Source organism: Pseudomonas sp. Pmew2 (assembly GCF_058129885.1).
Genome location: NZ_CM176702.1, coordinates 5,420,254 through 5,434,723, shown reverse-complemented (window position 1 = coordinate 5,434,723; position 14,470 = coordinate 5,420,254). Strand labels below are relative to the sequence as shown.

At 59.0% G+C, this 14,470-nt stretch carries 12 protein-coding genes and 3 pseudogenes; 6 read left to right on the top strand and 9 right to left on the bottom strand.

Annotated features, from left to right (window positions below; genetic code table 11):
- The first annotated feature begins 125 nt into the window (after positions 1-125).
- From AC4ANK_RS25080 to AC4ANK_RS25055, 6 genes and pseudogenes are all read left to right on the top strand, one after another.
- A complete protein-coding gene (locus AC4ANK_RS25080; RefSeq protein ID WP_031596271.1) occupies positions 126-1,382 on the top strand; it encodes an HlyD family secretion protein in 1,257 nt (418 codons plus the stop codon).
- Positions 1,379-3,517, top strand: a complete 2,139-nt coding sequence (locus tag AC4ANK_RS25075) for a peptidase domain-containing ABC transporter (protein ID WP_031596273.1) — start codon at positions 1,379-1,381, stop codon at positions 3,515-3,517. The genes AC4ANK_RS25080 and AC4ANK_RS25075 overlap by 4 nt, the downstream gene beginning before the upstream one ends.
- An 11-nt stretch (positions 3,518-3,528) precedes the next feature.
- Positions 3,529-4,893, top strand: a complete 1,365-nt coding sequence (locus tag AC4ANK_RS25070) for a TolC family protein (protein ID WP_031596274.1) — start codon at positions 3,529-3,531, stop codon at positions 4,891-4,893.
- 76 nt (positions 4,894-4,969) lie between these two features.
- Positions 4,970-5,296, top strand: a pseudogene (locus AC4ANK_RS25065) (hybrid sensor histidine kinase/response regulator); the annotation flags it as partial.
- A gap of 86 nt (positions 5,297-5,382) precedes the next feature.
- The gene (locus AC4ANK_RS25060; RefSeq protein ID WP_460382697.1) at positions 5,383-6,132 is read left to right on the top strand and encodes an IS5 family transposase; all 750 of its coding nucleotides are present in this window, start codon (positions 5,383-5,385) and stop codon (positions 6,130-6,132) included.
- An 11-nt stretch (positions 6,133-6,143) separates the two neighbouring features.
- Positions 6,144-7,445: pseudogene (locus AC4ANK_RS25055) on the top strand (ATP-binding response regulator); the annotation flags it as partial.
- Positions 7,446-7,479: 34 nt separating this feature from the next.
- Here AC4ANK_RS25055 and AC4ANK_RS25050 read toward each other — a convergent pair.
- From AC4ANK_RS25050 to AC4ANK_RS25010, 9 genes and pseudogenes are all read right to left on the bottom strand, one after another.
- On the bottom strand, positions 7,480-7,704 hold the full coding sequence (locus tag AC4ANK_RS25050) for a hypothetical protein (RefSeq protein WP_002553187.1): 225 nt from the start codon (positions 7,702-7,704) through the stop codon (positions 7,480-7,482).
- 174 nt (positions 7,705-7,878) lie between these two features.
- On the bottom strand, positions 7,879-8,055 hold the full coding sequence (locus AC4ANK_RS25045; RefSeq protein ID WP_005732307.1) for a hypothetical protein: 177 nt from the start codon (positions 8,053-8,055) through the stop codon (positions 7,879-7,881).
- Positions 8,056-8,119: 64 nt separating this feature from the next.
- On the bottom strand, positions 8,120-8,335 hold the full coding sequence (locus tag AC4ANK_RS25040; RefSeq protein WP_002553189.1) for a hypothetical protein: 216 nt from the start codon (positions 8,333-8,335) through the stop codon (positions 8,120-8,122).
- 178 nt (positions 8,336-8,513) lie between these two features.
- Positions 8,514-9,677, bottom strand: a complete 1,164-nt coding sequence (locus tag AC4ANK_RS25035; RefSeq protein ID WP_002553190.1) for a M20 family metallopeptidase — start codon at positions 9,675-9,677, stop codon at positions 8,514-8,516.
- Positions 9,678-9,689: 12 nt separating this feature from the next.
- A complete protein-coding gene (locus AC4ANK_RS25030) occupies positions 9,690-10,445 on the bottom strand; it encodes a glutamine amidotransferase (protein WP_031596279.1) in 756 nt (251 codons plus the stop codon).
- The gene (locus tag AC4ANK_RS25025) at positions 10,442-11,557 is read right to left on the bottom strand and encodes a phosphotriesterase family protein (protein WP_002553192.1); all 1,116 of its coding nucleotides are present in this window, start codon (positions 11,555-11,557) and stop codon (positions 10,442-10,444) included. The genes AC4ANK_RS25030 and AC4ANK_RS25025 overlap by 4 nt, the downstream gene beginning before the upstream one ends.
- Complete coding sequence (locus AC4ANK_RS25020) at positions 11,554-12,573, bottom strand: ABC transporter permease (RefSeq protein ID WP_031596281.1); 1,020 nt, start codon at positions 12,571-12,573, stop codon at positions 11,554-11,556. The genes AC4ANK_RS25025 and AC4ANK_RS25020 overlap by 4 nt, the downstream gene beginning before the upstream one ends.
- Positions 12,574-12,587: 14 nt before the next feature.
- A pseudogene (locus AC4ANK_RS25015) lies at positions 12,588-13,363 on the bottom strand (ATP-binding cassette domain-containing protein).
- A gap of 11 nt (positions 13,364-13,374) precedes the next feature.
- Positions 13,375-14,319 (bottom strand): substrate-binding domain-containing protein, encoded by a 945-nt coding sequence (locus tag AC4ANK_RS25010; protein ID WP_002553195.1) that lies wholly within the window; start codon positions 14,317-14,319, stop codon positions 13,375-13,377.
- Between the last annotated feature and the right edge of the window lie 151 nt (positions 14,320-14,470).

Below are 14,470 nucleotides of genomic sequence, written 5' to 3'. Positions count from 1 at the left end.
GTGTGTCTTTTGGCTATTAGTTCATGTGTGCTATTGAGGTTAATTGTCGTCAGGACTGTAATGCGTGGTCCGTTTGCGGTGCCTGTTTTATGGAACATTCCTGATGATTGAAGCGATGGTCATTCATGCTCTTTCGACCTGAAGCGCTTGATGCGCAAAAGCGCAGTACGTTGGGGACGGTTTTGCTGGTCAGTCCATTGTCGATGAGGCTGGCCGCTGCGATGGCGTTGCTGTTTTGCATCAGCATGGGCCTGTTCCTGACCTTCGCCACCTACACCAAACGTACAGCCGCAAGCGGCGTACTGCTGCCTGAAACCGGCCTGATCAGGATCTACTCACCACAAGCTGGCGTGATCACCCGGCTCGACATCGTCGAGGGGCAACACGTTACATACGGCGCCGTGCTGATGGCCTTGTCCAGCGACACACAAAGCGGTGAGGCGGGTGGCGCGCAACGGGCGATCAGCCTGTCGATCAAACGTCGTCAGGAAAGCCTCTCTCAGGAAATCGACGAGACGCTCGCTCTGCATCTTCAGGAGCTGGAGGGCAAGAAACGTCAGGTCGCGGCGCTTGAAACCGAGCAGCAGAAAATACTCGCGCAAATCGACCTGACGCGTCAGCGGCTGGCTTTGACCAAGGGCCTTGCCGAGCGCTACGCCAACCTGCAACGTCAGGACTACGTGTCCCGTGACCAGCTTCAGGAAAAGCAGGATGCAGTTCTGGACATGCGCTTGCGGGGCGAAGAGCTGAATCGCTCGCTGCTCACGGTGCGTGCCGAAAGCGCCAGGCTGCGGGCGGAACTGGTCGAGCTGCCGTTCAACCAGAGCAAGCAGCTTGCCGATCTGCGACGCAGGCTGGCCGAGAATCAGGACCGCTTGATCGAAAGTGAAACCAAACGAGAGATTTTCATCACCGCACCGACGCTGGGTGAGGCCACGGCGATCGCGGTCTCCAATGGATCACGAGTCGACAGTACGCGACCGTTACTGAGCATTGTGCCTGCCGACGCAAAACTGCACGCCGAACTGTATCTGCCCAGCCGCTCCGTGGGGTTCGTGCGCACTGGTGACACGGTGATGTTGCGTTACCAGGCCTATCCCTATCAACGCTTCGGATTGCAGCCGGGCACCGTGTCATCGATCTCGCGTACCGCGTTGCCGGCCGATGAAGTCATGACCCTGGGCAACGTCTCTGAGCCGATGCGTGAGCAGGGACCTTTCTACCGGGTCACGGTTGCCCTGGCGTCTCAAACCATCGATGGCCAGGGCATGCACGAGCGCTTGCGTTCCGGCATGCAACTGGACGCCGACATCATGCAGGAAAGGCTGCCGCTCTATGAATGGATGCTGGAGCCTTTGCGCGGAATAGGAAAGCGGCTTTGAACCTGAGAAATACCTTCGCTTTTGGTGTGGGGAGAAAGCTGCCGGTTGTGCTCCAGGCCGAAGCCACTGAATGTGGCCTGGCGTGCATGGCCATGATCACCAGTTATCACGGCCAGCACAGTGACCTCTTGTCGTTGCGGCAACGTCTCTCGCCCTCAATGAAAGGGGTCAACCTCAAGCAACTGACCCACATGGCTGCGCGGCTCGGGTTGGGCAGCCGTGCGTTGCGGGTCGAGCTGAATGCGCTCGGTCAGTTGCAGTTGCCCTGCGTGCTGCACTGGAACTTCAACCATTTCGTAGTGCTCAAGGAGGTCAACGCACGCGGTGTGGTGGTGCATGATCCGGGGCGTGGCGTGTGCAAGCTGACGCTTGACGAGGTGTCGGCAGCATTTACCGGCGTGGCACTGGAGTTGTGGCCGGAAAGTGATTTTCAGCCCGCCGCTGCACAGCCGCCGATCCCGCTGCGCAAACTGCTGGGGCGAGTACAGGGCTTTGGCCGGGTGCTGACGCAGGTGCTGCTTCTGGCCCTGGCGCTGGAGCTGTGTACCATCCTCAGTCCGTTTTTCATGCAGACCGTTATCGACAAGGTGCTGGTCAGCGCAGACCTGGACCTGCTGACGGTGCTGGCGGTCGGCTTTGGCCTACTGCTGATCATTCAGCACACCGTCGCGCTGGCCCGTGCATGGGCGCTGATGTACCTGGGCACGATGCTCGGGTCACAGTGGCAGATCAATGTCTTTACCCATCTGCTGCGCCTGCCGGTGGCATTTTTCGAGCGTCGTCATCTGGGCGATATCGTCTCGCGCTTCGGTTCTCTGAAGGCCATCCAGCAGACCGTTACCACATCGTTCATTGAGGCCCTGCTGGATGGGCTGATGACGGTCGTCACGCTGGGGCTGATGATTGCCTATAGCCCGAAGCTGGCGCTTGTTGCAGTGGTGGCGATGATTATCTACGGCCTGGCGCGCTGGATCTGGTTCGGGCCGTTGCGGCGTGCCAGCGAGAACCAGCTGGTCCATGCTGCTCGTCAGCAGTCGCACTTTCTGGAAAGCGCGCGCGGCGTGCGCACCATCAAGCTGTTCAATCGGCATGAGCAGCGTTGCAGTGCCTGGAGCGCTTTACTGGTCGAGGAAATCAATGCCGGTCTGCACCCGCAAAAACTGCAACTGGCCTATCGGGCCTTCAACGGCGTGCTGTTCGGGCTGGTCACGATCATTGTTATCTGGATGGGTGCCAGACTGGTTCTGGAAGGGCAATTCAGCGCCGGTATGCTGATTGCGTTCAACGCGTACAAGGAGCAGTTCAACGGTCGGGTGGCTGGTCTGATCGACAAGATTGTCGACGTGATCATGTTGCGCCTGCACGGTGAGCGGCTCGCCGACATCGTGCTGCACGATGCCGAGCCGATTGCCGGTCCGGATACGTTCGATGACGCGTGCAACGACAGGGTGCCCAGCCTTGAAGTACGGCAATTGCGCTTTCGCTATTCCGAGCATGAACCGTATGTGCTGGACGACGTGTCGATTCATATCCGCGCAGGCGAATCGGTAGCCATCGTCGGTCCCTCGGGTGGCGGTAAAAGTACCTTGCTCAATGTCATGCTGGGCATTCTGGCGCCCTGCGCAGGCAGTGTCCTGCTGGATGGCTTGCCGGTCGGGCCGGAAAACATCGGCAGGCTGCGCCGTATCACCGGTACGGTGCTTCAGGACGATGTGCTGTTCGCCGGTTCCATCGGCGACAACATCAGTTTTTTCGAGACCGGTGCCGATCAGAAATGGATCGAGCAATGCGCGCATCTCGCTGCAGTCCACGATGATATAGCGCAGATGCCGATGGGCTATAACACGCTGGTGGGCGACATGGGCACGGTACTGTCCGGTGGGCAGAAGCAAAGGGTGCTACTGGCCCGCGCCCTCTACAAGCGCCCTCAACTCCTGTTTCTCGATGAAGCGACCAGCCACCTGGACATCAACAGGGAAGCCGCAGTCAATCAGGCGCTGCAAACGTTGAACATCACCCGCATCATCGTTGCCCACCGCCCGGAAACCATCCGCACGGCGGATCGGGTCGTGGCACTTGCGCAAGGCCGGGTTGCCTACGATGGCCCGGTGCTCAATGAGGCTCCTTCAGCGTGAGGCGGCGGGGCATGATTCGTTGCGCTGGCTGGCGGTGCCTGTTGAGCGCGTTCGGCCTGTTAATGGCGTCGTTGTGCCTGGCCGATGCTCGTGTGGACGCGTGCCCCGGCTCCAGTCGTCTGCCAGACGCATTGAGTCTGGCAACGGCCGTGTCTGTTGCGCTGTGTGCCGACCCGAAATTGCGTGAGGTTTGGCTGACCGAGCTGGCACGGCAGGCTGACCTGGATGCCGAGCATTCGGCTTACTATCCGACCGTGCAGGGGCAGTTTCAAAAGGGGCGGGCTGGCAAGACCACGCGCTACCCGGGTTTTCCCGAAGCTGACTCCAGGCTGAACTCCAACACCAGCGTCTACGGCCTCAACCTGAGCTGGGTATTGTTCGACTTTGGCCTGCGCGCCGCCAAAGTAGAAAGCGCCCGGCAGTTATTGAATGTCGCCAGTAGCAGCCGGATCGAAGAGGTGCAGAAGTCGATGCTTGCCACCGCCCGGGTGTTCTATCAAGTACAGGCGAACATGGCGTTGTTACACGCCAGAATCAGCGCCGAGCGTCTGGCGGCCAACAGTCTGAAAGCCGCTGACGCAAAGTATCGCGAGGGTGCCGGCGAGCAGACGGATCGTCTCCAGGCTCAATCCAGTTATGCCGAAGCACAATTGAACAGGGTCATGGCGGAGGGCGATCTGGCGGCGGTACAAGGCGAGTTGGCCAGCCAACTGGGGCTGTCGCCATCAGCACCGCTCAAGCTGGTTGAACTGGATGAACCCGGGGCTGATGAAGGGGTGTTTCTGGGCAACGTCAATAGTTTGATGGAGCAGGCCAGAGCGTCCCATCCGGCTATCGAAAAGGCCCGCGCCGACTGGGCGGCAAGCCAGGCCAAGGCCGATGCGGCAAAAGCCCAGGGGCTGCCGACGGTGTCGCTGTTCAGCAATTACAGCCGTCAGGACACGCCTATCGAGCAGGTTTCAACCCGTCAGGAGGTGAACACCTGGACTATCGGTGTGCAAATCACCGTGCCGATTTTCGATGGCTTTCTCAATCGGCGCAGAGCGCGGGCCGCCCGTTACGAAAGCGCCGCCCGCGAACAGGCCCTGCACGAGGTTGAAAACAGTATTGCGCTCAGTGTCTGGAAGAGTCGACAGACCCTGGAGTCCAGAACAAGGGCGCTGGCAATCAGTCGTCTTTTTGTCGAGAGTGCCAGCAAGTCTTACGAAATTGCCCAGGGTCGTTACAAAGCAGGCGTTGGCAGTATTCTTGAGCTTCTGCGCTCGCAAAATGATCTGAGCGCGGCGACCCAGAAACGCGTGGAGTCTCTGGTCAACTGGCATAACGCCAAGCTGCAATTGGCATCTGACCTTGGCAGCCTGAACATCGGCGACTGATGCCGTCACAGGCCCCGGGTGATCGACTGCATGGACACAAGAATGTACTGCGCTCGCTGCACAACGAGGTGCATCCATGAAAGACCGAAAGAAAAACGCTGAACTGGATCAGGCTACCTTGCGGTTGATCGTGGCGACGTTCGCCATCAGCTATGTATCGTTGATTGGCCTTCTGCCGGGGCTCAAGGTTGCCACCTATCAGCCCATCATTTTCTATTATGCGGGCTTTCTGGTGGTTTCTCTGGTCTTGCGCCAGCACATCATCAGCTATCCAGGTGTATTTGCGTTGCGCCGTGTATTCGGGATGGTGCATGACTACACTGCCATTTCCGTCGGACTGATCGTTGGCGGGGAGGCAACACTGCCGGTTTTCAGCGTGATGGTCTGGGTCACTCTAGGGTCTGTTCCCGTTTCGACGTAACCCATTGATCTCTATGAGAACAGGCCCGTATTGTTGGAGTTCTCACACAACACCAATACGAGCCTGCAATGCCCCGATTAATGCTCAGTGATGAGCACTGGCCGAAGCTTCGAGAAATTTTGCTGCACGAATCGATCTACAACAAGCGAGATTTGCGCACCACGGTTGAAGGCATGCTGTACCGCATGCGTGTGGGTTGCCCTTGGCGAGACCTGCCGAAAGCGTTTGGAAACTGGAGCAAGGTCTACAAGCGGTTCAATGCCTGGTCTGCTTCAGGCAAGTGGGTCAAGGTGCTTGAGGTGCTGATGACCGATCCTGACATGGAGTGGGTTTTCATTGATGGCAGCTATGTAAAGGCTCATCAGCACAGTGCAGGTGCTGCCAGCACGCAGGACCAGGCCATCGGAAAAAGCCGAGCCGGTAACACCAGCAAGATTCACCTGGCTGTAGACGCTTGTGGGCTGCCCATTGCATTTGACGTGACCGGAGGCCAGACCAATGATTGTTCGCAGGCGGCCTCGTTGATTGCCAAGATGCCCAATGCAGAAGTGATCATTGCGGACAAGGGCTACGACACTGAAGCGATACGCGCTCAGGTCGAGCAGCAAGGCAGCAAAGTGGTGATTCCACGAAAGCGCAATTCTCTGAAAGGGAACGCAGATCTGGACAAAGGGTTATATCGCAATCGACATCTCGTAGAAAACGCCTTTGCCCGGTTGAAGCATTTCCGGGCGGCGGCTTCTCGGTTCGACAAACTCAAGAGAAACTATGAAAGCGTCATAGCAATGGCCTGCGCTTTTCTGTGGCTGCCAATGTGAAACGGGAACAGACCCTAGGCAACGGCATGCGCTTTGGTTCGCGATATCTTGCAATTGCGGCGTCCCTGGCCTTGTTGGCGATACTGGTCATCTATCAATTGACGCCGTACTGGCAGGCGCAGCCATTTATGGTCCTGATGCTCGTCGCCGTCACTATTCTGGTGCCTGGCTATGCGCACATTCTGTTGGTGAGGGCTCGCGAGGCGTCAGAGCAGGCGACCGTGGCCAATCGCGAGAAAGAGCGGTTTCTGGCTCAGGCCAGCCATGACCTGCGCCAGCCCATCCACTCCATCGGCATGTTTACCGCTTGCCTGCGGTCCAGCCCGCTGGGCGATTATGAGCGTCAACTGGTCGATAATATCGATCGCTCCCTGCACAACGTGTCGCAGCTGTTTCGCTCGATTCTGGATATTTACACGCTGGACAGCGGCAAGGTTTCAGCCAAGTCGGATGTGGTCAATCTGAGTGACATGCTCAATGAAGTCGCTCATCAGAACACTGCCGCTGCTCGCTGGGCCGGTGTAGAGCTTCGGGTGCGACCTTGTCGACGCTGGGTCAGGGTCGATGCCACGTTGCTCGCCACGATGGTGCAGAACATCATTTCCAATGCGCCCAAATATGCCCCTGATCACCCGGTGCTGATCGGTGTGCGCAGCCATGCGGGGCGTCTGTCGATCAGTGTGTATGACCGGGGCCGGGGTATTGCTGCCGAACATCTGCCCAGGGTCTGTGACGAGTTCTACCGCATCCGCCATGTGCGCGACAAAGACGTGGAGGGCGTCGGGTTGGGGTTGTCAATCGTCAAAAGGCTCAGCCAGATTCTCAATGTGCAAATCGCGATTGCCTCGCGAATAGACCGCGGGACTACGGTCACCATTCATGGGCTTGAAGAGGTGAGCGCGCCTGTTCGGGTGGTACCCAAGAAGGCATTGGGCGAGAGCCTGCTCAAAGGGGTCAGGGTGTGTCTGGTGGAGGACGACCAGAACGTTCTGATGGCCACCGCAGCGCTGCTTGAAAGGTGGGGATGCGAAGTGCAGACCGCCCGATCGGCGGAGGGGCTCACCACTCATTGCGACATTATCGTCGCTGATTACGATCTGGGCACAGTGGCCAATGGTCTGGACTGCATCGAGAGTATACGAGCTGCCCGTGGCTGGGATGTGCCTGCGCTGATTGTTACCGGGAGGGAAGTGGAAGTCGTGCTTGAGTCAATGCAGGGCGCGGAAGTGTCAGTGTTGTCCAAGCCGTTGCGGCCTTCGGAACTGCGTCTGAACCTGCTCTCGATTCGCGAGCGGCGGATGAGTACTCCCTGACCTGCGTGCACACGGGCCAGGGAATAACGGGGCATCAGGCAGTAATGAATGGCCCGCGAATATCCGACGGCGGGGGCACGTCAGGGAATGGATACACGCAGATCGGGTCCGGTTTGATCACACCAATGCCAGGCACCGGCATGATGGTGAAATCGGCACCACCGGAGACGCTGTACATCTCGGCGTCGGTCAGTACATGAGCATGAACCGAATAATTGTCGACGGTGGTTCCAGTGGTTTTCTGATTGCGGATAATCATGTCAAACCTCGTGGTCGTTATTGAAAAATACTATAAACCAAGTGGGCGGTCGGGTGGCTTGATCCTCGTGTGCAATCAGTTGTATCCAGGCGTTGGCGTCCTGTGAGTTTTGCAGCCGGATCAACCGTTGCAAGAGGTTAGATGATCAAGTCATTCATCATGAGTCTGGGCTGGTCAGGTTTCCTGCCGACGCCGAGCGGTGGCGGCCAGCGCTGTAAACATGCCGGCAAGGCCAATGTAATGCCATTGAAAATCAAGACTGGCGGCAATAAGAAATGCGAGCGCTGCCAGCCAGAACAGTCTCGACGAATTGACGGTTTTCCCAAAGAGCTTATGACGATCGGGCATCATAATGTTCTCCTGTTTTCCCGGTAGGTGCCTGCACTGCGCTGCCCACCCGAAATGGCAAGGCGTGTTACTGCGCCATCTGGTAGGTCTGAAAGGCGTCAATCGCGCTGGCACCTGCCACGCCGGCCAATATGACACCAGCACCGACCGCAGTCACCGGAGCCACCGCCACAGCAGCGGCTACTACACCGATGGCTGTCAAGCCTTCTGTTACTGTCATACCGCCACCGATCTGTGCCAGTTCTTCATTGTCGAGTTCGCGCATCATTAATTCCTTATTCATCTGAAATCACCTGTTTGTCGTGTTATTTCAAAGTTTCTGGTCAGTAAGCCATTAGCGCATTACAGGCATTTCAGTCATTGCCTGATAAGTGTTAGTGGCCGTTACAATACTTAACCAGTGCGCAGGCTAAAGAAATAGTACAGGTGTGCTAAGACAGTGGCTTAATATTAAAAGGCTATTATTGTGAGGGGTTAGTGTGTTGCGCTGCTGCAGTGGATTGAATGTTTGCCCAGTCTTCGATCAAACCGGCATACAGCTCGACGCACTGTTGAAGTTTGCTGACCTCACAATACTCATCCACCTTGTGGGCCATGCTCGGCTCTCCCGGGCCGAGAATAAGAGTGGGCGGGTGACCGACGGCGGGTAGCAGCACAGCGGCATCGGTAAAGTAGGGCACTGTCTGTGCCTGCAAAGGGGCGTCATGCAAAGCCTGGCAGCGGGCAAAAACCTGTCGGACCCAAGGCTCGTCGGGATCGGCGCAAACACCAGGCAAATCAATCAGGGTACTCAACTCTGCACCGTTGCCCAGATGCGCCGCTAATCGCGTGCGGATCTCATCATGGTCCAGATTCGGCGCTGTACGCAGGTCGAGGGTGAACTCTGCGTAGTCCGGGACCGAGTTGATGTTCAGGCCTCCACTGATGGTGCCGACGTTCAGGGTGGGCTTGCGCATAAGGTGATGGGCCGGGCCCACCTCAAAGGTCTGTGCGCGGTCGATATGTCGGGCGGCCAGATAGATGGCATTCACGCCTTCTTCCGGCATTGCTCCATGCGCCGTAAGACCGTGGCTGGCGCAGCGTAGCCACAATGCGCCCTTGTGCCCGAGTATCGGATAGTTGGCAGTCGGTTCGCCGACCAGCAGTGCGCCGAGTTCGCCAAGCAAATGGGGAGCGTCCGTGCACAGTGCGCGGGCGCCATCACAGCCGGTTTCTTCTCCGCCGGTGAGCAACAAGCGAACGCCCGGGCCGCGCTGAATGGCGGCACGGCTGCGCTGGCAGGCCACGATGAAGGCAGCAATGCCCGCTTTCATGTCGCTGGATCCTCGCCCGTACAGCCGGCCGTCGGCAATCTCACCGGCAAACGGCGAGTGACTCCAGGTGGCATTGCCGAGCGGTACGGTATCCAGGTGGCCGGTGAACCCCAGCGGTTTGCCGGGGCCGTCGCCCTCAAGCCAGGCGACCAGATTGAAACGGCGCTCACCGAAACGCTGCAGCTCGCAGCGATATCCGTGGCGGATCAGCTGTTCAGCGAGAAAGGCAGCACAGGCCTCTTCATCGCCCGGTGGGTTGAGGGTCTGGAACGCCAGCAGGGCGCGGGTCAGGGCTATCGGGTCATCGAGCATCGGAGCCTCCGGTCAGGTACGGCGGGTCAGCCAGTCGAGGCTGTTGATCCAGAAGCGGCGATAGCCTTCCCAGTCGAGAAAAGCTTCCGGCAGCCAGTGTTCGGAAAGGTCGCTGGTCCAGGCCAGCGTGCGACCTGCACCGACTTCACGCGCGGCAAGCAGCGGGTGCCGAGAGCCTTCGACGGTGGCCAGCAATTGAGCTTCGGGATGCAACTCAACTTCGTTGTAGCCAAGCAGGTACGGCCATTCGCCGCCCAGGCCTTGCAGTATCGGGTGATCGCTGTTGATCTGCGGCAGAAAGCCTTCCGGCACTTCGACACGATCGTCGTAAGGCAGGCAGCGCACAGGCAAGACTTCCTCGACAGGCGTTCCGCGGTAGCGCGCGCCGCCATTGATGCCTTGAAAGCTGAAGTAGCCGCCGACCATCATCAATGCACCGCCCTGCAAGACGTATTCGCGAAGGGCTTTGAGGCGGTTGGGCGTACGCTTGCCACGCAGCCAGGTGTCCGGGTGCAGCAGCAGGGTATTGGCTCCGATGTCGGAGAGGATCACCGCTTGATACTGGCTCAGGGCTTCGACCGTAGCCGGAAAGTCGGTCTGGGCCTGATCGGCGCACATCTGAGTGATCTGGTAATCGCTGTCGGTCATGGCCGCGAGCAGGCGTCGGGCACCGTTGTGCGCCGTGACGCTGTCGAACTGATCAAAGCCTTTGATATGGGTTGACGTGCTGACCCATGATTCGCCAGCCAGCAATACGGACTGTTTCATGACGTTGCTTTCCTCTGCAGTGAAGAAGGGACTTTAAAACCACGCTGAAAGACCCGGCGTGGGTTGTCGATCAAAAGGGTTTCAAGTTGTTCACCGGTGACACCATGACGGCGCAGGCGCGGGACGAAATGCTTCAACAGATAGCCGTAACCATGCCCGCCGTAACCGGTCAGCATGGTTTTCAGAAAGACGTCCTGAGACAACAGCACTTGCGAGCCGAAACCGTGCTCGATCAGGGCGACGATGGCCCGCGCGTTTTCTTCATCGCTGGGCGACTGTGCGTGCTCGTCGGCGAAGTAGTAACCCATGCCGATCATGTCGTATTCCAGAAACGCGCCGCGTGCCGCCAGCGCATGCTGATACGCAGGGTCGCTGTGGCTAGGGTTCATGTGGCACAGCACCGTATGGCGCAGGTCGGCGCCTTCAGCCTCAACGATGTCCAGTACCCGGTGGCCGAGGCGCTCCCAGCCAGGCAGGTGCACCGAGAGCGGCACGCCGGTCGCGGCGCTTGCACGGGCTGCGGCGCGCAGGGATTTCTCTTCGTCAGCCGTGAACGCGGCAGAAACACCAATCTCGCCGATCAGGCCGGCAATCACCTCGGGCTTCTCTTCACCGCCGCCCACGTCATGAATGATCTGCTCCGCCAGTTGTTCAACCGAGCGTTCGTGCACGTAATGCGGGTGCGAGGGTTCCAGATAGAAACCGGCACCCATGATGATATTCAGGCCGGTCAGACGGGAAATCCGCTGCAAGGCCTGCGGGTCGCGGCCGATGCCCAGATTGGTCGGATCGACCACCGTTTCCCCGCCCAGCGCCCGGTACTTCAGCAGTTCTTCGCACGCGAGGTCGACATCGAACAATTGGCAGTTGTCACGGCTGACCAATGGGTTCATGTACAGCTCGCCCAGCAGTTCCATGCTGACCGGACGCTCGGCCAGATGGCGTTCGCCGCAGCAGCTGGGTGGTACCCATTTGCCTGAGGCATCGAGCAGGATATGTTCGTGCATCAAGGTCACGCCCAGACGCTCGACGGGCACAGGCCCCAGCACACTCATGGCATGACCGCTGTCGACGCCGATGGGCAGGGGCGAGGGATGACGGAACAGGCTCATGCTCCAGCCCTCCCGAGTGGACGACCGGTGCGCAGAATGCGTGTGTTAAGCCAGATTGCCAGCAGCACGATCAGCCCGGTGGCAATTTGCGTGTAGAACGGTGAAATGTGGGCCAGAATCAGCCCGTTCTTGATCGCGGCCATGGTCAGGACTCCCAGCAGCGTGCCGACGATCGTGCCGAAACCACCAAACAGACTGGTGCTGCCAAGCACCACGGCGGCGATCACTTCCAGTTCGAAACCTTCACCCTGATTCGAAGAGCCGCTGCCTAAACGCGCCGTGACAATCATGCCCGCCAGCGCCGCTGCCATGCCGCTGAGCATGTACACCCGCAGCAGTACGCCCCTGTGGTTTACCCCCGCCCGGCGTACACTTTCGGCGTTGGCACCAATGCCGGTGAGGTAGCGTCCGAAACGCATTTTGCCGAGCATCAACGCCCCGCCGAGCGCCGTCAGGAGGGCCAGCCAGGCGGCCAGCGGCACACCTAGAAACCATCCGCGCCCGAGGTCCAGAAACACGGTCTCTTCGCGTGGTACGGGAATTGAGTAGCCTTGTGTCAGCAACATTGCCAGGCCGCGAATGATGGTCAGGGTAGCGAGGGTGACGATAAACGCCGGGATGCCCGCATAGGCAATGAAATAGCCGTTCAACGCGCCGATCATAGCCCCCACACCAAGCCCGCCGACAAGTACCAGCGGCCATGGCAGGTGCCAGGCATTGAGCGCCATGGCGGCCAGCGCCCCAACCAGGGCCAGCGTCGAGCCCACGGACAGGTCAATGCCGCCGGTGGTGACTACAAGCGTCATTGCCACGGCGACGATCAGTAACGGGGCGTTCTGGCGAATGACATTAAGCAGGTTTGCACTGCTCAGGAAGTTGTCGGTCACCAGTGTGAACAGCACCAGGCACAGGGCGAAAAACAGGCCGATGCTGACCACGCCGGGGAAATCGTGCAGCACGCGCTTGAGCCGGGACTGAGGCAGGATACGTTGGCGTGTCAGGTCGAGAGTGTTCATGAAGTCGTGTCCTCTCAGGCACAAGCGGAGCGGGCAGTGAATTTGTGCCCGACGATAAGTTCGACGACCTCGTTGAGGTCGGTGTCGGCGATCCTTCGCTCGGCCAGATTGGCGCCGTCATACATCACCATGAGGCGGTCACAGACCAGAAACAGGTCCTGCAACCTGTGGGTGATCAGAATCACGCTGACGCCTTTGCGGCTGATGGTGCGAATCAGCTCCAGCACCGCCTCGACTTCGGCTACCGCAAGCGCTGCGGTGGGTTCGTCCATGATCAGAACCTTGGGGCCGAAGGCAGCCGCGCGGGCAATCGCAACGGCCTGGCGCTGGCCACCGGAAAGGTGTCGTACCTGCGCGCGGGTATCCGGAATGGTGATCCCAATGCTTCAAGAATCTGCCGTGCTTCGCGGTGCATGCGCGTCTCATCGAGCAACGGCACGCCGAGCACGCGGCGCATCGGTTCGCGGCCCATGAAGAGGTTTCCGGCCACATCGACGGTGTCACACAGCGACAGGTCCTGATACACCATCTGGATATGGCAGCGCTGTGCATCTGCCGGACCGCTGAAACTGACTTCCTCGCCATCGATGGCGATTCGTCCGCTGGTGGGTAACTCCGCACCTGACAGAATCTTGGTCAGGGTGGATTTGCCTGCGCCGTTGTCGCCCACCAGCCCCAGCACTTCACCGGGCTGCAGCAGCAGGTCCACACCGCGCAACGACGCTATCGAGCCATAGTGTTTGGTGATCGCGCTCATCTGTACCCGAGGCACTTCGCCAGGCGTTTGCATACTGAGCCCTCTTATTTGAACTCGGCGCGATAAGCGGCCAGGTTGGCTTTGGTCACCAGCGTGACGGGAATACTCTGTTCGCGAGCCACGGTTTTTCCGGACAACAGCGCCAGTGCCGACTCCACCGCCGTCTTGCCCATGGCTTGAGTGTTCTGTTGCACCACCACGGCAACCGAGCCGTCATCGAGCCCTTGCACCGCTTGAGACGACAGGTCCCAACCGAAAATCTTCACCCGTTCGCCCGCACCCTGCGACATGCTGGCTGCTACCGAGCCAATCAAGGCGGGTTCGCCAGTGGCATAAATGATCTGTAATTCAGGGTTGGCGGTCAGCAGGTTCTCCGCGGCAGCCTGGGCGGTGTCCTGTACGTTGTTGCCGTCTACGGTGTTGACGATCTTCGCCTGGCTGGCGGTCTTTGCCAGGCCTTCGCGGAAACCGTCCAGACGCAGATTCTGTACATAAGAGCCGAGGGCTCCGACCACGCCGATACTGGCCTTGCCCGCCAGTTCGCGGTTGATGTATTCGCCGGTGTACTGGCCGATCTGTCGGGCTGCCTCGCGGTTATCCACGCCGACCTGTACGGCATTGTCGCCATTAATCACAGCGTCGATTGCCACCACCGGGATTCCCGCCTGCGCAGCTGCGGTGACCGCAGGTTTGATACCGTTGACGTCGATGGCGCAGACCAGAATGGCGTCGACCTTGTCCTGAATATAGGCCTCGATGGCGTCGTTCTGGGCTGACGGATTGTCGTTGGCGTTGAACACCACCAGCTCTGCTCCGGCAGCTTTCGCCGCAGCCTGTGCGCCCTGGGTAATCTGGGTGAAATACAGCGCCTGCTGGTTGACCTGTACCAGAGCCAGACGTTTGCCGGTCTGGGCCTGAATGATGGGTGACAACGCCAAGGCCAGAACAGCGCCGAGGGTCAGGGTGAAACGCTTGCTAAAACGCAGCATTGCCATCCTCCTAGTCTGTTTGCCGGTGCGGCAAATCAGATCGGTAAACCGGTTTACCAATCGTTTCAAAAAAAAGACAAATGAGCTTTGTCTTCAGGTTTGAGAACTGGAGAAAGCAGATTGTGTGCCATTTTTTTCACGATGTCGGCCA

Coding starts and splice junctions, on each gene's coding strand:
- AC4ANK_RS25080 (WP_031596271.1), top strand. CDS start 126: ATGCTCTTTCGACCTGAAGCGCTTGATGCGCAAAAGCGCAGTACGTTG.
- AC4ANK_RS25070 (WP_031596274.1), top strand. CDS start 3,529: ATGATTCGTTGCGCTGGCTGGCGGTGCCTGTTGAGCGCGTTCGGCCTG.
- AC4ANK_RS25060 (WP_460382697.1), top strand. CDS start 5,383: ATGCCCCGATTAATGCTCAGTGATGAGCACTGGCCGAAGCTTCGAGAA.
- AC4ANK_RS25050 (WP_002553187.1), bottom strand. CDS start 7,704: ATGATTATCCGCAATCAGAAAACCACTGGAACCACCGTCGACAATTAT.
- AC4ANK_RS25045 (WP_005732307.1), bottom strand. CDS start 8,055: ATGATGCCCGATCGTCATAAGCTCTTTGGGAAAACCGTCAATTCGTCG.
- AC4ANK_RS25040 (WP_002553189.1), bottom strand. CDS start 8,335: ATGAATAAGGAATTAATGATGCGCGAACTCGACAATGAAGAACTGGCA.
- AC4ANK_RS25035 (WP_002553190.1), bottom strand. CDS start 9,677: ATGCTCGATGACCCGATAGCCCTGACCCGCGCCCTGCTGGCGTTCCAG.
- AC4ANK_RS25030 (WP_031596279.1), bottom strand. CDS start 10,445: ATGAAACAGTCCGTATTGCTGGCTGGCGAATCATGGGTCAGCACGTCA.
- AC4ANK_RS25025 (WP_002553192.1), bottom strand. CDS start 11,557: ATGAGCCTGTTCCGTCATCCCTCGCCCCTGCCCATCGGCGTCGACAGC.
- AC4ANK_RS25020 (WP_031596281.1), bottom strand. CDS start 12,573: ATGAACACTCTCGACCTGACACGCCAACGTATCCTGCCTCAGTCCCGG.
- AC4ANK_RS25010 (WP_002553195.1), bottom strand. CDS start 14,319: ATGCTGCGTTTTAGCAAGCGTTTCACCCTGACCCTCGGCGCTGTTCTG.